At 59.3% G+C, this 24022-nt stretch carries 18 protein-coding genes; 13 read left to right on the forward strand and 5 right to left on the reverse strand.

Annotated features, from left to right (window positions below; all coding sequences use genetic code 11):
* Positions 1 to 55: 55 nt before the first annotated feature.
* From GOW09_RS14770 to GOW09_RS14800, 7 genes are all read left to right on the forward strand, one after another.
* The gene (locus GOW09_RS14770) at positions 56 to 2479 is read left to right on the forward strand and encodes an FAD-dependent oxidoreductase (RefSeq protein WP_171119407.1); all 2424 of its coding nucleotides are present in this window, start codon (positions 56 to 58) and stop codon (positions 2477 to 2479) included.
* An 11-nt stretch (positions 2480 to 2490) separates the two neighbouring features.
* Entirely contained in the window at positions 2491 to 3423 is a 933-nt protein-coding gene (locus tag GOW09_RS14775) for a choline/ethanolamine kinase family protein (protein ID WP_171119380.1), read from the forward strand.
* A gap of 539 nt (positions 3424 to 3962) precedes the next feature.
* Positions 3963 to 7163 (forward strand): adenylate/guanylate cyclase domain-containing protein, encoded by a 3201-nt coding sequence (locus GOW09_RS14780; RefSeq protein WP_171119381.1) that lies wholly within the window; start codon positions 3963 to 3965, stop codon positions 7161 to 7163.
* Positions 7164 to 7215: 52 nt separating this feature from the next.
* The gene (locus GOW09_RS14785) at positions 7216 to 8097 is read left to right on the forward strand and encodes an encapsulin (protein WP_171119382.1); all 882 of its coding nucleotides are present in this window, start codon (positions 7216 to 7218) and stop codon (positions 8095 to 8097) included.
* 14 nt (positions 8098 to 8111) lie between these two features.
* Positions 8112 to 8936 carry a DUF3237 domain-containing protein gene (locus GOW09_RS14790; RefSeq protein ID WP_171119383.1) on the forward strand — a complete coding sequence of 275 codons (825 nt, stop codon included), beginning with the start codon at positions 8112 to 8114 and terminating at the stop codon, positions 8934 to 8936.
* Positions 8929 to 11052: an FAD-dependent oxidoreductase gene (locus GOW09_RS14795; protein ID WP_171119384.1), complete on the forward strand. Its 2124-nt coding sequence runs from the start codon at positions 8929 to 8931 to the stop codon at positions 11050 to 11052. Before GOW09_RS14790 ends, GOW09_RS14795 begins: the two co-directional genes overlap by 8 nt.
* A 4-nt stretch (positions 11053 to 11056) precedes the next feature.
* Positions 11057 to 12127 (forward strand): polyprenyl synthetase family protein, encoded by a 1071-nt coding sequence (locus GOW09_RS14800; protein ID WP_216600330.1) that lies wholly within the window; start codon positions 11057 to 11059, stop codon positions 12125 to 12127.
* Here the strand turns inward: GOW09_RS14800 and GOW09_RS14805 are convergent.
* The 4 genes from GOW09_RS14805 to GOW09_RS14820 all read right to left on the reverse strand — a co-directional run bounded on the left by GOW09_RS14805 (position 12118) and on the right by GOW09_RS14820 (position 16612).
* The gene (locus GOW09_RS14805; RefSeq protein WP_217360280.1) at positions 12118 to 12486 is read right to left on the reverse strand and encodes a hypothetical protein; all 369 of its coding nucleotides are present in this window, start codon (positions 12484 to 12486) and stop codon (positions 12118 to 12120) included. The two genes, GOW09_RS14800 and GOW09_RS14805, sit on opposite strands and share 10 nt — an antisense overlap.
* Before the next feature lie 164 nt (positions 12487 to 12650).
* Positions 12651 to 13430 (reverse strand): carnitinyl-CoA dehydratase, encoded by a 780-nt coding sequence (locus GOW09_RS14810; protein ID WP_170345511.1) that lies wholly within the window; start codon positions 13428 to 13430, stop codon positions 12651 to 12653.
* 3 nt (positions 13431 to 13433) lie between these two features.
* The gene (locus GOW09_RS14815; protein WP_171119386.1) at positions 13434 to 15449 is read right to left on the reverse strand and encodes an acetate--CoA ligase family protein; all 2016 of its coding nucleotides are present in this window, start codon (positions 15447 to 15449) and stop codon (positions 13434 to 13436) included.
* Between the two features lie 2 nt (positions 15450 to 15451).
* A complete protein-coding gene (locus GOW09_RS14820) occupies positions 15452 to 16612 on the reverse strand; it encodes an acyl-CoA dehydrogenase family protein (protein ID WP_152460401.1) in 1161 nt (386 codons plus the stop codon).
* 80 nt (positions 16613 to 16692) lie between these two features.
* Here GOW09_RS14820 and GOW09_RS14825 point away from each other — a divergent pair, with 80 nt between their 5' ends.
* Positions 16693 to 17640 (forward strand): GlxA family transcriptional regulator, encoded by a 948-nt coding sequence (locus tag GOW09_RS14825; protein WP_171119387.1) that lies wholly within the window; start codon positions 16693 to 16695, stop codon positions 17638 to 17640.
* Positions 17641 to 17694: 54 nt separating this feature from the next.
* On the opposite strand, the gene GOW09_RS14830 is transcribed toward GOW09_RS14825, so the two are convergent.
* Positions 17695 to 18297, reverse strand: coding sequence for a helix-turn-helix domain-containing protein (locus tag GOW09_RS14830; protein ID WP_152460402.1), 603 nt, complete (start codon positions 18295 to 18297; stop codon positions 17695 to 17697).
* A gap of 147 nt (positions 18298 to 18444) precedes the next feature.
* On the opposite strand from GOW09_RS14830, the gene glyA reads away from it, so the two are divergent.
* From glyA to GOW09_RS14855, 5 genes are all read left to right on the forward strand, one after another.
* Entirely contained in the window at positions 18445 to 19698 is a 1254-nt protein-coding gene (gene glyA, locus GOW09_RS14835; RefSeq protein WP_171119388.1) for a serine hydroxymethyltransferase, read from the forward strand.
* Between the two features lie 11 nt (positions 19699 to 19709).
* The gene (gene lpdA, locus GOW09_RS14840) at positions 19710 to 21092 is read left to right on the forward strand and encodes a dihydrolipoyl dehydrogenase (RefSeq protein WP_171119389.1); all 1383 of its coding nucleotides are present in this window, start codon (positions 19710 to 19712) and stop codon (positions 21090 to 21092) included.
* A 14-nt stretch (positions 21093 to 21106) separates the two neighbouring features.
* Complete coding sequence (lipA, locus tag GOW09_RS14845; RefSeq protein ID WP_171119390.1) at positions 21107 to 22051, forward strand: lipoyl synthase; 945 nt, start codon at positions 21107 to 21109, stop codon at positions 22049 to 22051.
* A 25-nt stretch (positions 22052 to 22076) separates the two neighbouring features.
* A complete protein-coding gene (locus tag GOW09_RS14850; protein ID WP_171119391.1) occupies positions 22077 to 23450 on the forward strand; it encodes a sodium:alanine symporter family protein in 1374 nt (457 codons plus the stop codon).
* A gap of 78 nt (positions 23451 to 23528) precedes the next feature.
* Complete coding sequence (locus GOW09_RS14855) at positions 23529 to 23951, forward strand: universal stress protein (RefSeq protein WP_171119392.1); 423 nt, start codon at positions 23529 to 23531, stop codon at positions 23949 to 23951.
* Positions 23952 to 24022 lie beyond the last annotated feature (71 nt).

The raw sequence follows: 24022 nt of genomic DNA on the forward strand, positions 1-24022 counted from the left end.
TTTTTGTTGTTTTGCGCCTTTTGATGACGACATGTCATTTGAAATGGGTGGACGCATGACAACGCATTCGGTCAGACATCTCATCATTGGCGGGGGCATCATCGGATGCTCCATCGCGTATCACCTCGCACGGTCAGGTGAGACGGATGTTGTTCTTCTGGAAAGGGCGTCCCTGACCGAGGGGGCCACCTGGCATGCGGCGGGGCTTGTCGGGCAGTTGCGGTCATCGCGCAACACGACGCGGATGCTTAAACGGTCCGTGGCGCTGTATGATCGTCTGGCCGAAGAAACCGGGATGGAATTCGACTGGAAGAAAGTCGGAAGCCTGCGCCTGGCGGCAAGCAAAGAGCGGCTTCTGGAAGCAAAACGCCTGGCGACAATGGCCCGCAGCTTTGATCTGGAGATGGAAATAATCTCGGCCGCCGAAGCCAAGGCGCTTTTCCCCTATGTCGACGCGAAAGGGTTAGAGGGCGCGGCTTTTATCCCGTCGGACGGTCATGTCGATCCCGCAGGCTTGTGTCAGGCAATCGCATCCGGCGCCCGGATGCACGGTGCCCGGATCCGCCAATCCGTAGAGGTCACCGATTTTGAGATCCATAACGATCGCATCACCAAAGTGATGACATCGGAAGGGGACTATGAAGCGGACACCGTCGTTCTGGCCGCCGGAATGTGGAGCCGCGAACTGGCCGCGAAACTCGGGGTCGTTGTCCCAGCCTGCGCTGTCGAGCATCAATACATCGTAACTGAACCCCTGCCCGACCCCGATCTTGTAAAACGCTTGCCAACCCTGCGGGATCCCGAGCGGCTGGTGTATTACAAACCGGATGCAGGCGGGAGGCTTGTGATCGGCGGGTATGAGGACAACACGCTGCCATTCGGCGACAAGGGTATTCCGGGCGCGTTTGTCCGGCAGCTTTTGCCGGACAACCTGGAGCGGTTTGCCCCCCTTGCCGAACTGGCAGGTCAGGTTACGCCGGTCGTCAACACGGTTGGAATCCGGCAGGTGATCAACGGCCCCATCCCTTATTCCGCGGATGGCGATTTTGTCATGGGATGGGCGCCTGAACTGCGAAACCTGATGCTGGCGACCGGATTTCTGTACGGCATCGCGGCAGGTGGTGGCGCAGGAGAGATGATCGCGGAGTGGATTGTAGAAGGCCGCCCGAGCCTTGATCTGTGGCCTCTGGACGTGCGCCGGTTCAGCCCGCATCACGCCACGCGCGCCTTCATGTATCCTCGCGCGGTCGAGCATTACGCGCATCACTACAAGATGCGATATCCGGGGCAGGAGGCGGAAACGGCCAGAAACCTGCGCCTGTCGCCCCTGCATGAGCGGCTGAAACAACATGGCGCGGTGTTCGGGTCAAAAAATGGCTGGGAGCGACCGCTCTGGTTCGCTCCGGCCGGTGTAGAGCCGGTGGATCAGTTGGATTTCCTGTCGCCGGGTTGGAAAACCTATGCCGAACAGGAACATAAGGCCGCGCGCGACGGGGTCGTTCTGATCGATCAAACCAGTTTCTCAAAGTTCGAACTGATCGGCCCCGGCGCACTGGAAGCCCTTCAAAACCTTGCCGTTTCAAATATGGACAAGCCGGATGGCACGGTGATCTACACCCAATTGTGCAATGATCGCGGGGGCGTTGAAGCCGATATCACCGTCACCCGATTGGGGCGGGACCATTTTTACATCGTCACCGGGTCCGGATTCGGCGTGCATGACGCGGATTGGATCCGACGTCACCTGCCCCGCGATGGGCGCGCGCAGCTGATCGAAATGACGTCGGCACGCGCCGTCATCAACATTTGCGGCCCCAAGGCACGGGATGTGATGCAGGCCATCGCGGAAGAAGACGTCTCGAACCATGCGTTTCCCTTTGCAACGGCCCGAGAGATCACCTTGGGAACGGCAAAGGTTCGCGCAATCCGCATAGGTTACGTCGGAGAGCTGGGATGGGAGCTGCATATCCCGACCGAGTTCGCCCTGCATGTCTATGACTTGCTTTGGCAGGCCGGTCAGAGCCATGGCATCCGCGACATCGGCTACCGCACGATCGAGTCCTTGCGGCTGGAAAAAGGCTATCTTTACTGGAGCGCCGACATCACCCCCGACTATTCGCCAATCGAGGCGGGCCTTGGCGCGCGGGTCCATCTGAAATCCAAACAGGGCTTCATCGGGCGCCCGGTGCTGGAGGCGCAGAAAGCGACCGGCCCCGAGCGGCAGCTCTGCACGTTCATCGCCGATGAGCGGCTGCCGATCACCGGAGGGGAGACCATATTGCATTCCGGCAAAACAGTCTCGCTGGCATGCAGCGGTGGCTATGGGTTTACCGTCGGCAAGACCATCCTCTACGGTTATCTGCCTGCGGGACTGACTGGTGGGTCAGATTTCGAAGTGGAGGTGTTCGGCGAACGCCACGCTATCCGCCGCGTGGACGGGCCGCTTTACGACCCGGCAAACAGCCGGTTGAAAGCCTGAGGGAGAGAGCGATGCAGAATGAACCAACAAATGAGATTATTCAGGCCCTTCGCAACGTGGCGGGGTTCGAAACCCTTGCCGAGGCGGACATTCACACCCAGCGGCTGGGCGGGTTGACCAATCTGGTCTATCGCGTCGAAGGCGGGCCAAGGACGGTGATCGTGCGCATCCCCGGTGAAGGCACCGAAGCCTATATCGACCGCGCAGTTGAAATCCACAACGCACGGGTGGCGGCGAAAACCGGGGTCGGCCCCGAAGTTCTGTGGGCAGACGCGGCATCCGGCGTGATGATCAGTGATTGCGTACCCGACATCGTCACGATGACACCCGAGATGTTTGCGACGCGTCCCGGGTCTGCCGCCCGTGCGGGTAAGGCGCTGAGGCAGCTTCATGATGCCCCCGAGCCGTTCAAGTTTCGGTTCGAGCTGTTTTCGATGATCAACGACTACATGAAGGTGCTTGCGGACAAAAACGCTACCCTGCCAGAGGGTTACGCGGACGTCGTGGCCGAGGCGGCCCCGATCCGCGAGGTGCTGCGGGACAAACCCGGGACATTGGTCCCGAGCCACTGCGACCCTCTGTGCGAGAATTTTCTGGATGACGGCCAGCGCATGTGGATCGTGGATTACGAGTATTCAGGCATGAACGATGCCCTTTGGGATCTGGGTGATCTGTCGGTCGAAGCCGGGCTGAACGACGAACAGGAACAGGAAATGTTGACCGCCTATTTCGGAAACCCGCCGAGCGAGGCTCAGATCGGGCGCATGGTGATCTATAAAGCCATGTGCGACCTGCTGTGGACGCTGTGGGGATTGATCCAGCATGCGGATGAAAACCCCGCCGAAGACTTCTGGGCCTATGCCACCAACCGGTTCGAGCGGTGCAAGTCCCTGATGCTGGCTCCGTCCTTTGCGGCCCATGTGAAAGCCGTGGCCGAGGAATAGGGTTTCATCCACGGCCGGATCCGCCTTGGATACCGGATGATTCCTGACTTTTCTCAGATCTTTGAGCCGCTTTCCCTGATACCTGTATCCCAATGAAGAACGGGCGGGCAAAACACGGGATGCGCCCGGAGCGTAAGTGTATCTGTTCGAAGCACATTTGCGCGCTTCGGCTCTTTGCTGGCGCCGGGGTTGAGTCTGCTTTTCTGCCCGGCACCTCATGTCGGCCACGGCACTTTAGTACCTCTGTCAGCCTTGACGTGACGTCAGCGGCAGACCGGCATATCCGGTCGTTCTGTCGCCCCAAAACCTTGCCAATTAAGTCAACTTGAGACTTGAACCTTATGATTTTTCAGGAAAAGCGCGTGACGTCGTGGTAATTTAGACGTATGTCGACCAATCAATGTAACAAGTTAACAGTGCTGCCAGTTCCTGCTATGGATTCAGTATGAATTCCTCTCTAATTTTGGATTATACATATTCATTATGTATATGTATTAAGGGGAAAACAGGGGGACAGTTATGGAAGGAGTCGCAAGACAATGACGCGAGTCCTTGAGGCATCACCGCGCATTTCAAAAGTCCTTCATCTGGCAGATCTGAATGACTATGCCACTCTGTTTCAGAGAGAGGGTGTGGACGACGACATTCTGGACGAGTTGACTGATCCGGAACTGCGTGATCTCGGGTTGACGGTTGGTGAAAGGAAGCGCTTTCGTAAGGCGCAGGCCAGGCTGAAATCGCAGGAAACGTCGAAGCGGCCCGAAGTCCAGTCCAAGGCCGAGCGCCGGCAACTGACTTTGGTTTTCTGCGATCTTGTGGGGTCGACACGGCTGGCTCAGCGATATGATCCGGAAGACCTGATGCAGATCATGAACCTGTATCTGGATACGGCGATCGGCACCCTGAAACAACACGGCTGCCATCTGGCCTATCGGCAGGGCGATGGCATCATGGTGTATTTCGGTTACCCGAAGGCCATGGAAGATGATGCCGAACGGGCCGTACGAGCCGTATTGGAGACCATCGAGGCCGTTCAGAACCTTGAAAACGAGTTTGGAGAAAAGCTCGACCTACGGGCAGGCATTGCGACCGGAATGGTTGTCGTGGGCGTTGTTTCTTCGAAAAGCCTGGGGTCCCAGGACTTTCTGGTGGGTGAAACGGCGAATCTTGCATCCCGCCTGCAGGGGCTGGCCGAACCGGGTGAAGTGATCGTTTCTTCAGAGACCTGGAGGCTGACCCAGGGTGCCTTTGAATTCGAGCCACGCGGCAGCCACGAGCTGAAAGGCTTTGACAATCAGCGCAAAGTGTATCGCGTGGTGTCGGAAATCATGTCCACCAGCCGGTTCGACGCGCGGGTGGGTCAATCTGCGGTCGATCTTGTCGCCCGGCATGACGATCTTTCCACCCTGACCCGGCTTTGGAACGAAGCGCAGGAAGGCTCGGGCCGGCTGGCGCTTGTCGGGGGGGCTGCGGGAATCGGCAAGTCGAGGCTGATCAAGTCACTGTCTGAAACAATCGGGGTCAAACCCTTTACATTGCAGTGCATCCCGCACCTGACCAGTCTTCCGCTGCACCCGATTGTCGGAGAATTGAGGCGCGTTTCGGGCGACAAATCAAATGAAAGTATCCGGGCGGCGATTTCGGACTTCGTGCAATCGGCCTCACGGCTGAGTGACGCGGACTTACCCGTTCTTCTGGATCTGGCAGGCATCGAGACCGGCGCCCCGTCAGAATCCGACCCGTTGAAGAAGGCGCGCAAATCCCTTGACGTGATGCTGCGCAGTCTGGGCAGCCTGTGTGACAGGCGCGGCACGTTGTTGTTGGTGGTCGAAGACGTTCATTGGGCCGATGCGACCACGTTGGATGTACTGGATGCTCTTGCATCCGCCTTGAGCAACTTTCCGGTACTGGTGGTTCTGTCGCACCGACCTGAATACGAACCTCCGGAACATTTGGAAAGCCGAGCCGCGCGCATTGATCTGTCTCCGCTTGGCACTACCGAGGCATCCGAACTGGTCCGGCGCGTGGCCGAGCCGTACAGCCTGCCTGTTATCCTGATCAGGCAGATCATCGAGAAGGCGGATGGCGTGCCGCTGTATATCGAAGAAATGACAAAGGCGGTTCTGGACCAGCTGCCCCAGGATGCCCCGATCAACGCCGAGGTTCTGGATGCGCTGAGCGTCCCGGCCACCCTTCAGGACTCGCTGATGTCGCGTCTTGACCGGATGGAACATGCCAAACCAGTCGCCCAGCTCGGATCGGTCATCGGGCGCAGTTTCACCGCTCAGATGATCCACGCGGTGGCGCATGAAGACATGGATGTGGAAAGCGCCCTCATGCAGCTTATGGCGGCTGGCGTCGTGCTGATCACCAGCGATTCAGGGTCGGCCACATACACGTTCAACCACGCGCTGGTTCAGGATACGGCCTATAATTCCTTGCTGCGGGAAGACCGGCAGAAGGTTCATCTGAAAATCGCCCAAGCACTGCTGGACGGTCACAAGGCATTCGGAACCCCGGCCCCCGATACCGTCGCGCATCACTGCGATCTTGGCGGATTGAAGGATGAAGCCGTCGCCAATTGGGTCACGGCAGGTGAAGTGGCGTTGTCCCGACTGGCGAACCTGCCCGCGATCTCCGCTTTCCGGGCCGCCCTGCGCAACATCGGAACCATGAAGGCCAACGCGGATCGCGACGGTTTCGAGCTTCGGGTTCAGATGAACATTCTGCCCGCCTATATGGCGATCTACGGATGGTCGTCCGATCAGGTCGGCGAAACTGCCGCCCGGGCGATGGAACTGGCCCAGTCTTTGGGCGACGGCGAGACGCTTTTTGCCGCAACCTTCTGCCGTTGGACCCATTTCTTTGTTGCCGGTCAGATGAACCGAGCGATGGAAATGGGGCAGGCGCTGGACATGATGGCCAGCATGTCCGAAGACCCCGTCGCCAATGTGCTGGCGGCGCGGGCGCTGAGCTTTACGCATTACTTCCGCGGGGAATTTGCGGAATGCGAACAACAGCTGGAGCGCGCATTCGCCCTGATCACACCCGAGCTGGATATGGCCATGATGCCCATGACCCAGTCTTCCACGGCCGCGTCATTGCTGGCCATTCAGGGATGCCTGCTGTGGCAGCAAGGAAAGTTCGAAAAAGCCGAGGCCGCGCGTCTGGAATCCATCGAGGTCAGCAGGGCGCTGAACCACGCACCCAACCTTGTCTACGTCATGGGCGCTTGCAGCATGTTCCTGCCCTATGCGGGGGAATGGGACCGCCTTGATGTGACGATGAAAGAAGCCAGAAAAGTCGCGGATGAGGAAGGGTTTCTTTACCTTCACGCGATGCAGGACATCTATATGGGTCTCGCGCAGGCCGGGAAAGGCGATATCGCAGGCGTTCCGGAACGCATCGAGGCATGCATGAACCTGATCTCCAAATCTGGTGGAAACTTTACTTTTCCACAGAATCAGATTGTTCTGTCTGAGTTGATGATTGATCACGGAGATGTTGATCAGGCTTTGGACCGGCTCGAAGCCGTCTGCATTCCCGGCTGGGAACGCGGCGAGACGTTGAACAAACCTGAATACCACCGTGTGCGAGCAAAGGCTTTTGCCGCAAAAGGGGACTTGGACGCTGCAATCAGCGAGGCGGAACAAGCGCTTTCGCTTGCCCGGGATTGCCGTGGAGTTGTTCAGGAGCAGCGGGCCCGCGATCTGCTGGACAGATTGAAAGAAGCAAAATGAACAAGATTGACTGCCCCGCCGAATTGGGCAGCAGCACCGAGAGGGATTTACAATGACCGATGCATTGGATTGGAACGAAGACCAGTGGAGCGCCGTGAACAAGGCCGTTCATGACGAGGCACTGCGCGCCCGGGTGGCCGCCAGTTTCCTGCCCCTGTACGGACCGCTGCCCGCTGACACGCAGTCCGTTCCGCTGAACAAGCTGGATCTGGTCGACAACTCATCTGGTGCATCCAAGCAGCGGCTTGACGTGAACGATTATGACACGCTGCGCCTTACCACCGTATCGGTGAACGTGTACCTGAAAGGCGCACAGGTGGCTGATCCGGAACTGACGGCTGCTCAGATCATGTTCCGCCGAGCGGCCGCCGTTGTGGCACGGGTAGAGGATGACATCATTTTCAACGGTCAACCCGGCACCGGACAGGCCCCCAAACACGCTGGCGGCGCGCCCGACTCATTGCCGCAGATCTATACGATCAGCGGCGGTGGCAAATATCCGGGATTGCTTGAAGCAGGCGAAGGCAAAACCAATTCCGCGACCAAAAAGAACTATACCGGAACCGAGGTTTTCGAGGCCGTCGTCGAGGGCATCAGCAAGCTGGAAACGCATGGCTATCTGGGCCCCTATGCCTGTGTGATGGGCAATGGTCTGTTCCGTGCGGTCACGACTCCGCTGCCGAATTCGATGGTGCTGCCACGTGACAGCATTCTCCCGTTCCTGGACGGGCCGTTGCTGCGTTCCAGCACCCTGCCCCCGGACAAGGCAGTGCTTGTGTCCCTGCTGGGTGCACCGGTTGAAATCGTCGTGCCCTCGGATATCGCCGTGAAGTATCTGCAAACCTCTGCCGAGGGCGAGCACGTCTTCCGCGTGCAGCAGAAGTTCCATCTCAGGATCAAAGAAGCTGAGGCCGTCCGCACGATAACCTGTTGACCGGAGATCGGGTCGTGCGCGAGTTTACAGATCGGGGCGTGACGCTGCGTTGGTCCGAGGCGATCAACGCAGACGGTCTCAGTCGGGTGTTGGTGGAAGCCGGCCCATCCGTGTCGTCGCATGACACGCTACGTCTGATCTGTTCGGAAGATGGCGGCCCCGAGCGTGCCATTCGCGGGTGGCCCTTGTTGCGGGACCCGCAAACAGGGTTTCAACAATTCGCAGCCATTCTTCCGTCGGTCAAACAGGAAAAAACCTTGTCCTGGCGTCCGGTGCTGACGTCGGGAGGGCGCGAGTTTGACCCCGGGCCCGAAAAAGAAATTGAACCTGCCGCACCGGAACCGGCAAAAACCGCAGTGGCGCCGCCGGTACTGGAACATGTCGCCAAATTTGTGGTGCCGTTCGAAAGCAGCTTTCACCCCTCGGGCGAGACGCCGGACGGGATTTGGCTGCATTTCGCCATCAAAGAAGGGGGCACCGTCGAAGGCCCGCATCTGAAAGGGGTGATCGAACCGATCGGAGGAGACTGGATGCGCGTTCGGCCGGATGGTGTGGGGCTGCTTCATGCAAAGGCACTTATAAGACCGTCCATCGGACAAGCTCCGATCCTGTTCGAAGATACGGGTGTGTGTGACTTCGGCCCGGACGGATATGCGGCATTGTCCAAGGGCAATCTGCCCGCTTCGGCTCCGGTACGGCTTGCACCGCGTTACCTGACCTCGAATCCGCATTTCAGCTGGATGAATCGGGTGCAGGGTTTTGGCATTGGCGAAGCCAGCCTGTCAGACATAACCCTGCGCTTTGACGTCTATTCCGCGAAAGGAATTTCCGATGCCTGACAAGGTTGTCATTCTTGGGGGAGGCGTGGCTGGCATGAGCGCCGCGCACGAACTGATTGAACGCGGGTTCGAGGTAGAAGTCCACGAACGCCAGCTGATCCCCGGCGGCAAGGCCCGCAGCATTCCCGTGATGAAGGGTGAAGGGGATCATGGCTCGAAAGCCAAACACATAAAGGCGCTGGAAAAATGGGCCGAGATGGATGGGGCCAATTATCCGCCCGGCGTGAAACGCCCCTGGCTGCCCGGTGAACATGGGTTCAGGTTCTTTCCGAACTTTTATCGGCATATCACCGACACGATGGCCCGCACGCCGTATTACGACAAGGGCACATGCTTTGACAATCTGGTCCCGACCACGCAAGTTCTGGTCAGCCAGTTCGACAAGCCCGGCATCATTGTCCCGGAACGGTTCCCCCGCACGCTCAAGGATGTTGCGGATGCCTTCAAGACCATTGCCTTCGCGCTTTCGCCGAGGGACCAGATTGCGTATGAGGATGTCGAACATTTTGTTGCCTGCATGTGGCGGATCGCGACGTCCTGCAAGGAACGCCGGTTTGACGAATATGAACGGATCGGTTGGTGGGATTTCATCGGCGCGCAGGACCGTTCGGAAGCCTATCAGAAGTTCCTTGCCATCGGCCTGACCCGTTCATTGGTGGCCGCCAAGGCCACGACGGCAAGCACGAAGACAGTGGGGGACATTGCGGTTCAGCTTCAGCTGGGTATCGCCACGCCCGAACCCCACTGCAACAGGCTGCTGAACGGGCCCACCAATCTTGTCTGGATTCAACCGTGGCTGGATTACCTGACAAGCAAGGGGGTCGTGTACAATTTTGACTCCAAAGTCACCGGAATCGAGTGCCGGAACGGCAAGATCGTCGGCGCAACGGTCGAACAGGATGGCGAAGAAAAGCAGGTCACGGGGGATTGGTTCATCAGCGCCATGCCGATTGAACGCATGGCACCGCTTGTGACCCCGGAAATGATGGCGGTTGACCCCGCACTTGCCAAATTGCCTTTGCTGGCCGATGACGTGCAATGGATGAACGGCATTCAGTTCTATCTGACCAAGGATGTCGAGCTGACCCACGGCCACGTCATTTTCATCGACAGCCCATGGGCTTTGACGGCTGTGTCGCAAAAACAGTTCTGGCCGGGGATCAACTTCGATAACTGGGCCGAAGGAAAGACCAAAGGCCTGCTGTCAATCGATATCTCCGAATGGGACAAGCCGGGGTTGAACGGAAAAACCGCGCGCGATTGCAGCCGGGAAGAGATCGCAAAAGAGGTTTGGGAACAGCTCAAGCGCAGCATCAACATGGATGGCCAAACCATTCTGCGGGACGAGGATATGCATTACTGGTTCCTCGATCCTGATATCGTTCAAGACCCGAACGACCCCAAGCGTCAAAGCAATGTCGAACCCTTGTTGGTCAACCGTATCAACAGCTGGCGCTTGCGCCCGGATGCGGCCACGCTCATCCCGAACTTCTTCCTTGCATCGGATTACGTCCGCACTTTTACCGACCTTGCCACGATGGAAGGGGCGAACGAGGCCGCGCGTCGGGCCGTCAACGCCATTCTTCAACGCAGTGGATCGGATGCCGAGCCCTGCCAGATCTGGGACCTGCACGAGCCCGACATCCTGAAACCGCTGCGCGCCTATGATTACGCCCGCTATCAGGCTGGCCTTCCGTGGGACAATCGGTTCGCGGTTGCGGTCGAAGCCGCGCTGAAAATGGGTCAGGACACGGCAGGAGTTGATCGTGGCGGTGATGGCCCTCTTGCCGCCATAGGGGAACCGGCGGCGGAATATTCAAAACCCGGCGGCATCACCGAGGAGCCAGCCGTTGCCGAAGCGCTTCGAATGATCTGCCCCCCGAAAGAGCTGTTCGACCTCATCGCAAATTACGAGCCCACCGCGGATCTGCCGATCCCGGGGGATGAGCTGGCGGAAGATGTCGCGTATGATCTGGGTCGGGACAGTGGTCAATCAGGTGCCTTGTCCAGGGCGTTGCCAATTTCGGATGCACCGCTTTCTGCGTTTGGCGGCGGTCCGGAACGATCCGGCGCGCGGGAAGACAAAAGTCGCGTGATCATCACCCAGAAGGGCTGAGCCTGTGAAATCCGGAACCGCGCATTTGGATCCTGCGGCAAAACAGGATTTTCTGAAAACCCTGACCTTTTACGGGGATCAGGCGCGCGAAACGCTTTTGGGCCTGTTGCCGACGGGTGAGCCTCAGGCTTATCTGTATGGCCCGATGCGCGATTACATCGAAACCTCGGGCAAGGGCTTGAGGCCCGCCCTGCTGTTGGCGACATGCGAAGCCTTCGGCGGAAACAGCGAGAATGCGAGGGTCTCGGCCGCGGTTCTAGAGCTGCTGCACAACGCTTTTCTGATCCACGACGACATCGAAGATCAAAGCGATTTCCGGCGCGGGCGCGAATGTATGCACAAGCGGCTTGGGGTTCCCCTTGCGATCAATACCGGCGACGGGATGCAATCGCTTGCCCTGCGTCTGCTGCGTCAGAACTTGGGGCCGTTGGGCCCGGAAACCGGTATGCGCGTGGTGGATGAGTTCGACCATCTGTTGCAGCAATCCATCGAAGGTCAGGCGCTGGAGCTTGGCTGGATCCGCGACAACCGTTTGAACGTCGATGCATCAGATTATCTGAGGATGTGTCTGAAAAAGACCTGCTGGTACAGTTTCATTCACCCGATGCGCATCGGGGCCCTGATTGCGCGGCCACATGATGTCGCGTCCGGCGCGCTGAATCTGGATGATTTCAACGCCTTCGGCTTTTTCCTGGGTGCGGCGTTTCAGATTCAGGACGACGTCTTGAATCTCGTCGGCTCACAGGACAGTTACGGCAAGGAAATCGGCGGCGACATCTATGAAGGCAAACGCACGCTGATGCTGGGCCAGCTTGGCCTGAAGGCGGAAGAGCCTGAACAGGCACGGTTGGCCGAGATGTTGTCAAACCCGCGCGATGCCCGGTCAACGCAAGATGTCGCCTGGGTGCTGGAGCGCATGAGCCATTACGGCAGCATCCGCTATGCGCAGGACGCAGCGAATGATCTGCTGGCCGCGGCCCGGAATGAGTTCGCGCGGGTGTTCGCGGGCACAGAAGACCCGCCGCGCGCGTTTCTGGGACAGTTCATGGACTATCTGGTGACCCGTCAAGTCTGAGCGCCCGCCACCTCGAAAATCACCACAACCGAGGTCTGGTCCGTTCCGGTACAGGCGATCCGACCGTGATATTCACCGGGTTCGGAGAGGTCGGGTATAGTCACCGCAACAGCAACATCCGTTGCTTCCCCCGGTTCAAGCTGGATTTGTGGCGGGATCACACTGATGCGGTTGGCCGGCAGAATGTCGCCGTTCGGATTGGTCAGATCGCCCGGTTCGAACTGCATCTGAACAGGGGCCGCGCCTTCCGGTGCTTCAAAGGACAGCAGAATGGTGGCGGTGCTGCCGGGATGGCAGGATTTGCGACACCTGAACGGACCGTCCAGATGTTGCCGCGGGCCCCGCTCTGTTTCGAGCACGCGGCGCGCAATATCGGAAATCGGTTGATTGTCAGGCTGCGGAGCAATCGGGCTGACCGCCCGAGATGCACTAACATATGGTTTTCGTTCGAAATACGGCATGCCTAACTGTGCACGTGCGGCACGGATCAGTAAATGCCAAATTCACGTTCTGTGATCAGAGTTCACTTTCCTTTCCAGACCGGATCCCTTTTTTCGGCGAAAGCGCGCGCGCCTTCCAGTTGATCTTCGCTGGCATAGAGAACGTCCACGGTTCTGAGCTGACGCTTGGTGATGCGATTCATGGCATCCTGAAACTTGGCATCTTCGGCATCGCGTACGATTTCCTTGATCGCGGCATAAACCAGGGGCGGTCCCGAGGCCAACAGCCGGGCCAGCTCCCAGGCGCGGTCCATCAGTTGATCCGCGGCGACGATCTCGTTCACCAGACCCCAGCGATTGGCTTCCTCTGCGTCGAACCAACGGCCGGTAAGCAGCAACTCCATCGCGATGTGGTAAGGGATGCGCTTGGGCAGTTTGACGCTGGCCGCATCCGCGACAGTCCCCGAGCGGATTTCCGGCAGGGCGAACGTGGCATGATCGGCGGCAAGGATCATGTCGGCTGAAAGGGCCAGCTCCAGCCCGCCGCCACAGGCAATACCGTTGACGGCCGCGATCACGGGTTTGTTCAGGTCGCGCAGCTCTTGCAGGCCGCCGAACCCTCCGACGCCATAGTCCCCGTCTACCGCATCCCCGTCGGCCGCTGCTTTCAGGTCCCAGCCCGGACAAAAAAACTTCTCTCCGCCGCCCGTCAAAATGGCTACGCGCAGTTCTGGATCGTCGCGAAACGCGGCGAATACCTCACCCATCCTGCGGCTGGTGACAAGATCGATGGCGTTGGCCTTGGGCCGGTCCAGCGTCACCTCAAGGATCGCTCCGTCGCGGCGGGTTTTGATCGGGTCCATATCTCAGGCCTTTCTTATCAGTGCATCCACGGCAACGGCCTTGTCCGGCGTGCACAGGAGCGGGTTAATCTCGACCTCGCCAAGCGTGTCGGCATTTTGCATGACATAGGCCTGAACGGCCTCGACTGCGGCGATGATTGCATCCATATCAGCCGCCCGTTGGCCGCGATAGCCTGCCAAAAGCGGGGCAATTTTCAATTTGCCAAGCGCGGCACGGATATCCTCGGGCGTGCTTGGCACCAGCACCGACGCCGTGTCGCGCAGGATTTCGGTCAGCACGCCCCCCGCCCCCAATGTCAGGACAAACCCATGCGCCGGGTCACGGACGACACCGACCAGCAATTCAGCAACGGTTCCGGTGATCATCTCTTCGATCAGGATGCTATCTGTGCCAATTTCGGCTGCGACATCGGCCACGTCCTCGGCCTTGATGCCCAGCCGAACAGCGCCGTGTTCGGATTTATGCGCAAGCCCAACACCTTTCACGGCAAAGGGGGCTTCCATGTCCTGCACGGCCGAGTGGGCCTCTGCCGGGCCGCAAACCGTGCGGCTTTGCGGAACGTGCAGGCCGCATTCGGCCAGCGCCCCTTTCGATTCGCCTTCGGTCAGGGTTTGGGTCGCCTCAGCCTTTCCAGGCAACCAGACAGGATGTGCGGACGGTGGCGAAATCTGACCCGCGGCGCGCGTGGCCGCCAGCGCTTCGCGCAATCCCATGAATGGAACGACACCACCGGCCATCAGGTCTTGGGCGACGTCTTCAGGCAGAAGTTCAGGCAGCGTCGCAACAATCGCAAACCGGGCGCCGGTTTCAGCACGCACTTTCAACGCAGCTCGGGTCGCGCAACTCCAGTCGGTCGGATTCGTCGTCGGATAGTCGACGATCGAGAACGTCAGGTCGATGTCGTCACCCGTCATGCCCGACCAGGCCTGCGCCATCGCCTCTTCGTCGCGCCAGATATACGTGTGATAATCCAACGGGTTGTTCAACGCGACCATAGGGCCAAGCGCGTCACGCAAGCGCGCCCTTTTGTCATCGCTCAACTGCGGGAAACTCAGGCCCGTGCCAACCGCCATATCCGCGATCAGGCTCGCCTCACCCCCTGAACAACTGATCGAAGCGATGCGGCCACCCGGCAGCGGCCCATAGCAGTGCAACAGTTTCAGCGTCTCAAGAAAGTCCGGCAACGCGGACAGACGCGGAATGCCCAGCCGGTCCAGAAGGGCCTGCGCGCCCGCATCGCTGCCTGCAAGAGACGCAGTGTGCGAGACCGTCGCGGCCTGTGCCTGTTCCGACGCACCCACTTTCAAGGCGACCAGCGGGATGCCCTTTGAATAGGCCTTGGCGGCCAGCGCCTCCCATTCCCGGATGTCCTTGAACCCTTCGATATGCAGACCCACGGCGGTTACACGCGGATCATCGATCAAGGCCCAGGCGATTTCGGCCTGGCTGGTCTGGGCCATGTTTCCGCAGGCCATCATGTAGGCAATCGGCAACCCACGTTTCTGCATGGTCAGGTTGATCGAGATGTTCGAGCTTTGCGTCAGGATCGCCACGCCCTTGCCCACAGGGGTGGCCCCGTGCTGGTCCGGCCACAACAGCGCCCCATCCAGCGCGTTGATGAAGCCATAGCAGTTCGGGCCAAGAATGGGCATGTCACCGGCTGCGGCAATCAGTTGATCCTGCAAGTCCCCGCCGGTGTCATCTTCGGCAACGGCCTCGGAAAAGCCCGATGCAAAGCACACCGCCCCACCTGCGCCCATACTGGACAGGACACGAACGGCCTCGATGGTGGCGTGGCGGTTGATACCGATGAAAACCGCATCCGGGGCTGCGGGCAGGTCCTCGATGTGGCCGAAAACCCTGTGACCCGCAATTTCCGACGCTTTGGGATGCACCGGCCAGATTTGACCGGCATAGCCCATGCGTTCGGATTGCAGAACAACCTGCTGACACCACGCGCCGCCACCGATGACAGCGATGGTTTTCGGGCGCAGCAGCCGGGTCAGGTCTTTGTTCATGGTCAGGCGCCCAAGGGACGTAGAAGATCGCGGCTGATGATGTGGCGCTGAATTTCGCTGGTGCCGTCCCAGATGCGCTCGACCCGGGCATCGCGCCAGAACCGTTCGATCGGGAAATCGTCCATCAAACCCATCCCCCCGAAGATTTGCAGTGTGGTATCCGTCACCCGCGCCAGCGTTTCCGAGGCATAGAGCTTGGCCGAGGCAATCTCGCGGTTCGATGGCAGGTTTTGATCCAGACGCCACGCGGCCGCGAGTGTCAGCCAATCGGCGGCATCGATCTCGGTGATCATGTCGGCGATCTGGAAGCCGACGCCCTGAAACTTGCCGATGGGCTGGCCGAACTGTTTGCGCTCGGCCGCATAGTTCAGCGCATAGTCAAAGCAGCGCCGCGCGCGACCGACCGAGAACGCCGCAACCGTCAGGCGGGTTGCGTAAAGCCATTCGTTCATCACGGCAAAACCGCCATCAACCTCGCCCAGGACCTGTGCGTCAGGCAGACGGCAGTTGTCGAAATACAAGATATAGTTCTTGTAGCCCTTGTGGCTGACCGAGTTGTAGCCCTCGCGCACTTCAAACCCCGGAGTACCGCGATCCACCAGGAAAGTGGTGATGCGTTTCTTCGGGCCCTTGGGAGTTTCGTCCACGCCGGTCGCGATGAAAACGATGAAGAAATCCGCATGTTCCGCGCCCGAGATGAAATGTTTCGATCCGTTGACAACCCAGTCGCCGCCATCGCGCACCGCCTGGCATTTCATACCACGCACATCCGAACCCGCATCCGGTTCGGTCATCGCCAGAGCGTCCATCTTGTCGCCACGTACGGCAGGCAAAAGATACCGTTCGCGCTGCTCGTCGTTGCAGGCCATAAGGATGTTCTGCGGGCGCCCAAAGAAATGCGTCAGCGCCATTGACCCGCGGCCAAGCTCGCGCTCGACCAAGGTGAAATCCAGATGAGACAGACCTGCGCCGCCGACTTCCTCGGGGAAGTTGCAGGCATAAAAGCCCAGATCGATACATTTCTGCTTGATCTGCTCACCCAGCTCAGGAGGCACGGTTCCCGAGCGCTCGACCGCGTCTTCATGCGGGTAGATTTCGTTTTCAACAAAGCTTCGGACCGTCGAGACGATCATGTCCTGTTCTTCTGTCAGACCAAACTGCATGGCGCGTGTTCCCTGGATCGGTGGTTGACCAACCAAACGCCATCGCTCATGGTCGCGACATGCAGAGTTGATATCAAATCATGCCAAATTCGAAAATTTTGACGCGACACTACAACATCCTGCTCTTCAACGGGTTTTCGAACCATTGCCTTGCAAACATGGTCGAACCGCTCAGGGCTGCGAACAACCTGTCGAGGCAGGTTTTGTATTCATGGCGTTTCTGTTCCATGGACGGAGACCCCGTGCAAAGTTCCAGTGGCCTTGTCGTTACACCGAATGGTTCAATCTCTGACCAGCAAGGCGACGTTCTGGTGGTCATGCCGTCTTATGGATATCGCAAGCTGGACACGCGATCGACCACACGCATCGTGCTGGCTGCGGCCCGAAAACACCGGCAAGTGGCAGGGTTGGATACCGGCAGCTGGCTGCTGGCCCGGGCCGGTTTGCTGGATGAGCACCGGGCAACCATTCACTGGGACGAACTTTCCCGGTTCGAAGAAAGCTTTCCGGCCGTGGATGCGGTGCAGGAACGTTTTGTCATCGATGGCAACAGGCTGACCTGTTCCGGGGCCATGGCCGCGTTCGATCTGGCCTCGGCCCTTATCCGCAGGGATCACGGCCCTCTTCTGTCCATGGAAGTCGGGCATCTTCTGATGAGCCGAAATGGGCAGGATCATTACCCTTTGCCTCTGAAGTCCGAAGACACTTTGGTCAATCGCGCACTGGCCGTCATGCAGGCGAACCTTGAAACACCTCTTTCGATCAGGGAACTGGCCCGCAAGATCGGGTGTTCGCAAAAGCGGATCGAAATGCGCGTTCAGGCGGAGCTCAAGACCACGCCGCAGGCGCTGTACCGCCGAATGAGACTGAACCTTGCACGCAATCTGGCAGAAGATACCGAGCAGTCCATCGCCGAAATCGCCGGTCGATGCGGATATGAAAACGCCAGCGCTATGACGCGGGCATTCAAGGCAGAATTCGGCCAGACACCGACGGCGTTTCGCCACCGAAGCCTGTCTGACGGCTGAAACGGGTGCGCATGGCGATGCCCGCTTTTCTGGAAAACCACAGAACCCTGGGGGCTATTCCAGCGAAACCCACAGCACCTTGGCGTCTTCTTCGCTGGTCGAAATACACCCATGCCCCATTCCGCTGTCATAATAAAGCGAGTCACCGGCCTTCATTGGCAAAGGGCGGTAATGTTCAGAAACGAAGATGAGTTCACCGCTGAGCACATACATGAATTCTTCTCCGGAATGTCGGATCCACGTCTCGAACTCCGACAGGTCGCGCGCCTTGATTGTCGCGATATAGGGCAGCATTCGCTTGCTGGTCAGTTCGGGGCAAAGCAGTTCATGCAGGTAAGTGGGCGTATCCTTGAATTCTCCCTCCCCCTTCGGAGTGAAATCACGGCGGCCTGAAATGCCGGATTGACCCGACTGAAGAAACAACTGCGGGGTGCTCATATCCAGGGCCTGTGTCAGACGCCGTACAATGTCAAAGCTTGGCTTCGTCTGGTTGTTTTCGATCTTGGACAGCGTCGAGCGCCCGATACCCGCAGCGCGGCCGGCTTCTTCCAGAGTCCACCCTTTCGCGCGCCGCGCATCGCGGATGGAGCGGCCCAGAGCCTCTCCTTCATCCTGAAATTCCTGTCCGGAAACATCATTTCGGCTTTCGTCGCCCATTGAATTCCCCCTGTTTTATCAAAGGTTACATGCCTCCCAATATATACGCAACTTCTTGAATAAGAGATTTTTGTTGCCTAAGGCGCGCTATTTCCCCTATAGGAAACAAAGTTTCGTACTGAGGATTCGGGGCAAAAGGAGGAGACTATGTTCAAAACGTCGCTGATTGAGGCAGATCCCGTCATTGCTGCGTCCATTTCGCGCGAGGGTGAACGCCAGGCGGAACAGATCGAGTTGATCGCCTCGGAGAACATTGTCTCGAAGGCCGTGATCGAAGCGCAGGGTTCGGTCTTGACCAACAAATACGCCGAAGGCTATCCGGGCCGCCGCTATTATGGCGGCTGCGAATATGTTGACGAGGTCGAAGTCGAGGCGATCGAACGCCTCAAGAAGCTGTTTGGCTGTGAATATGCCAACGTTCAGCCCCATTCCGGCGCACAAGCCAACGGGGCCGTCAAGCTAGCGCTGCTGAACCCGGGCGATACCATTCTTGGCATGTCGCTGGACGCAGGTGGCCATCTGACCCACGGTGCGAAACCGGCGCAGTCCGGTAAATGGTTCCGGCCCGTGCAGTACGGCCTGACCGATGCAGGGCTGATCGATTATGATCAGGTCGCCGAATTGGCGCGGGCGGAAAAGCCCAGGCTGATCATCGCAGGTGCGTCCGCCTACTCACAAAAGATCGACTTTGCCAGATTCCGTGAAATCGCGGACGAGGTTGGCGCATGGCTGCTGGCCGATATGGCTCATATTGCCGGATTGGTGGCGACCGGCCTGCACCCCTCGCCTGTAGGACACGCACATGTCGTGACCTCGACCACGCACAAGACGCTGCGCGGCCCTCGTGGCGGCATCATCCTGACCAATGACGAGGCGCTGGCGAAAAAGATCAACTCGGCCGTATTCCCAGGCCTGCAGGGTGGCCCGCTGATGCACGTCATCGCAGGCAAGGCGGTGGCCTTTGGCGAGGCACTGAAACCCGAATTCAAGGAATACATGCAGCGCGTCGTTGACAGCGCATCGGCCTTGGCCAGCGTCATGATGGCGCGCGGATGTGACATCGTTTCTGGCGGCACCCAGAACCACCTGATGCTGGTCGATCTGCGCCCGATCGGCGTAACCGGCAAGGACGCCGAGGCGGCGCTCGAACGGGCCGGCTTTACCTGCAACAAGAACAGCGTTCCCGGAGATCCGGAAAAACCCACCATCACCAGCGGCATCCGTCTGGGCACCGCCGCCGGGTGCAGCCGTGGCTTTGGCCCGGAAGAGTTCAGGCAGATCGGCCATCTGATCGGTGATGTTCTGGAGGCGCTCGCGAAGTCTCCTGACGGTGACGAAACCGTCGAAAAGGAAACCCGCAAACAGGTTCGCGCTCTTTGCGCAAGCTACCCGATCTACTGAGAGTGCGCGAAATGAATACCTATGACCTCATCGTTATCGGGGGCGGACCGGGCGGCTATGTTGCCGCGATCCGCGCGGCTCAGCTGGGGCTGAATGTGGCCTGTGTCGAAGGGCGCGGCGCACTGGGCGGTACCTGTCTGAACGTGGGGTGCATTCCCTCCAAAGCGTTGCTGACCTCCTCGGCCAAATATGCCGAGCTTGCACATCTCTCCTCCCATGGCATTGCGGTCGAGGGGGCCAGCATCGACGTCAGTGCGATGATGGGGCGCAAGGACAAGATCGTCGGAGATCTGACCAAAGGCATCGCGTTCCTGTTCAAGAAGAACGGCGTCGATCTGATTGAAGGCTGGGCCAGCATCGCGGCCACTGGTCAGGTCAAGGTTGGCGACAGCGTATACGAAGCAAAGAACATCCTGATCGCGACAGGATCCGAGCCGACCTCACTGCCGGGGATCGAGATTGATGAGCAGGATGTGCTCAGTTCCACCGGCGCAATTGCGTTGCAGAGCGTTCCGGATCATCTGGTGGTGATCGGTGCGGGTGTCATCGGACTGGAGCTGGGTCAGGTCTGGGCACGATTGGGTGCCAAGGTCACTGTGGTCGAATATCTGGATCGCATTTTGCCCGGCATCGATGGCGAGATCGCCAAGCTGGCGCAGCGGACGCTGTCCAAGCGCGGTTTGAAGTTCCAACTGGGCCGAGCCCTCAAATCGGTTGAGAAAACCGCGGCTGGCCTGACCCTGACCGTGGACCGCGTCGGCAAGGACAAGCAAGAGGCGATCGAGGCCGACAAGGTTCTGATCGCTGTGGGCCGTCGCCCAGTGACGCGCGGGCTTGGGCTGGAAGAGCTGGGCGTGGCCGTGAACCCGCGCGGCTTCATCGAAGTCGACAGCACATTCCAGACGTCGGTGCCCGGTATCTATGCCATTGGTGACTGTGTTCCTGGCCCGATGCTGGCCCACAAGGCCGAAGAGGACGGCGTTGCCTGTGTCGAGATGCTGGCCGGCGAAGCCGGTCATGTCGATTACAACACCGTGCCGGGTGTGGTCTACACCGATCCCGAAGTGGCCTCGGTTGGTCAGACCGAAGAGGCCCTGAAAGACGCGGGCGTCGAATATGCTGTCGGCAAGTTTTCCTTCATGGCCAATTCGCGGGCGCGCTCGACGGGTGAAACAGATGGCGCGGTCAAGGTTCTGGCCGGTTCCGACGGCAAGATCCTCGGAGCTCATATCTGTGGTGCGCATGGCGGCGATCTGATCGCCGAGTTGGTTCTGGCCATGACCAAAAGCGCGACCGTCGCCGAGGTTGCGGCAACCTGCCATGCGCACCCGGCGATGGGCGAGGCGGTCAAGGAAGCCTGCCTCGATGCCATGGGCCGCGCAATCCACGCGTAAGTGAGGACAGCCAGATGACCATCCAGCTTCGACCACGTCACCCGGAAAAGGCCAAGAAGGCCGACAGTGTCATCCCACGCAAACCGAAATGGATTCGCAAGAAGAAGATCGAAAGCGCCGCGTATTACGAAACCCGGCGTCTGATGCGGGATCACGATCTGGCAACGGTCTGCGAAGAAGCGGCCTGCCCCAATATCGGCGAATGCTGGTCCAAGCGCCACGCCACCATGATGATCATGGGCGAGATCTGCACGCGGGGCTGTTCGTTCTGCAACGTGGCCACCGGCCGCCCCGATGCGCTGGACGCGTTCGAACCCGGCAGGGTTGCGGCGGCCGTCAAGAAACTGGGCCTGCGCCACGTGGTGATCACGTCGGTTGATCGCGATGATCTGGCCGACGGCGGGGCCGAGCATATCGCCCAGACAATCCGCGCCGTACGCCATCAGAACCCCGGCACCACTGTCGAGGTTCTGACCCCCGACTTCCTGGGCAAGGGCGACGCCGCAAAAATCGTCTTTGACGCAGCGCCGGACGTGTTCAACCACAACCTGGAAACCGTCCCGCACCTGTATCCGACGGTTCGCCCCGGCGCGCGCTATTATGCCTCGCTTCGGCTGTTGGACGATGCCAAACGCTCGAACCCCGAGATTTTCACCAAGTCGGGTCTGATGGTCGGGCTGGGTGAAACTCTGAACGACGTGCGTCAGGTGATGGATGATCTGCGCGCGGCCAATGTCGATTTTCTGACAGTCGGGCAGTATCTGCAACCGACACCGAAACATCATCCGATTGACCGGTTCTGGTCACCCGAGGAGTTCGCCCAACTGGAACAGATCGCCCGTTCCAAGGGCTTTTTGCACGTGTCAGCCACGCCGCTGACCCGTTCATCGTTCCATGCCGACGAAGATTTCACTGCTCTCAAGCAGGCCCGCCAGCGGGCCATCGCGACCGGGGCATAAACCAAACGCAAATGGGAGGGAAACCATGGAAGCGTTAAATTCAATCGTAGGGGCCATCAATGGCGTCGTATGGGGGCCGATGATGCTGGTCCTTATCCTCGGCGTTGGCTTCTTCCTGCAGGTCGGGCTGAAATTTATGCCGATCTTGCGCATTGGCACGGGCTTCAGCCTGTTGTTCAAAGGCCGTGAAGGTCAGGGCGAAGGGCAGATCAGCCCGTTCAACGCACTGATGACTTCGCTGTCGGCGACCATCGGTACAGGTAACATCGCCGGTGTGGCCACTGCTGTCTTCCTGGGCGGTCCAGGCGCCTTGTTCTGGATGTGGATGACCGCCCTGGTGGGCATGGCCACCAAATATGCCGAAGCCGTCTGTGCCGTAAAATATCGCGAGAAAGACGAACTGGGCAACTATGTCGGCGGCCCGATGTACTACATCAAGAACGGTCTTGGTGCGAAATGGGCCTGGCTGGGCGTGGCTTTTGCATTGTTCGGCGCGGTTGCTGCCTTCGGCATCGGCAACGGTGTGCAAGCCAACGGTGTTGCTCAGGTGCTGGAAGCCAATTTTGGCCTGAACACCTCTGTCACTGGCGTTGTTCTGATGGTTCTGACCGCAGCCGTTATCCTGGGTGGTATCACCCGCATCGGTGCGGTTGCTGGTAAGCTGGTCCCCTTCATGGCCGTTGCCTATATTATCGCGGGCCTGCTGGTTCTTCTCATCAACATCGGCAACATCGGACATGCGCTGTCGCTGGTCTTTACCTATGCGTTCACCCCGTCCGCCGCCGAAGGTGGTTTCGCGGGTGCAGCCGTCTGGGCCGCCATCCGCTTCGGTGTGGCACGTGGTGTGTTTTCGAACGAGGCCGGTCTGGGTTCGGCCCCGATCGCGCACGCCGCTGCCGAAACCAAGGGTCCGGTCAACCAGGGCCTGATCGCGATGCTGGGTACGTTCATCGATACCATCATCGTCTGCTCGATCACCGGTCTGGCCATCATCGCGTCGGGTGCATGGACATCGGGTGAATCCGGTGCGGCGCTGACCAGCCACGCGTTCGAACTGTCGCTGCCGGGTATCGGCGGGTATCTGATCGCCATCGCGCTGTCGATCTTTGCCTTCACCACCATCCTCGGCTGGTCGTTCTACGGCGAGAAATGTGTCGAGTTCCTGCTGGGCGTGAAATCCCTGATGCCCTACCGCGTTCTGTGGATCGTGATGATCTACTTCGGCGCAACCGCGGATCTGGGCTTCATCTGGCTGCTGGCCGATACGTTGAACGCCATGATGGCCATCCCGAACCTGATCGCCCTGGCGCTGCTGAGCCCGATCGTCTTCAAACTGACGAAAGAGTTCTTCGCCTCGGGCGGCAAGTCCGAAGAGCCGGGCGGTACACCTGCCGAATAAGCTCGGCCCGACCAAAACGGGGGGCCATCCCGGCCCCCCGCCTTTGAAACCGAATTCAATATCTCGAGGAGAGACGTGATGGCCACGAAAATCCTGCTGCCCATTGATCACACCGACGACCGCTCGTGGAAACTGGCCTTGCCGACCGCCTTGGAACAGGCAAAATTCTACGGTGCCGAACTGCATGCGGTTGCCGTCATCCCCGAGATCATCCAGCTGCCAAACCTGCCCGCCAACTATGGTGCCGGCGCAAAGGACCACGTGCGGGGTGCGGTTCAGGCGATTCTGGATCATGCCAAGGCTTCCGACGTGCCGGTCCATGTCGAAGAAGGCAGTGTTTACCGCGAAGTCCTGAAGCTTGCCTACAAGGAAGGCTTTGATCTGATCGTCATGGCATCGACCAAGGGCGATTTCCCGAACTACGAGATTGGCCCGAACCTGGCCCGTGTCGTGCGTAATGCGCATTGCACCGTCATGGTCGTCCGCGACCAGTCCCGCTGATTGAAAGGTTGAAGAAATGACCACACCGAAGCGCACGCCGTTGTATGACCATCACGTCGAGCTTGGCGGCA

The sequence above is a fragment of the Ruegeria sp. HKCCA5463 genome (genome assembly GCF_013034175.1).
GTDB lineage: Bacteria > Pseudomonadota > Alphaproteobacteria > Rhodobacterales > Rhodobacteraceae > Ruegeria.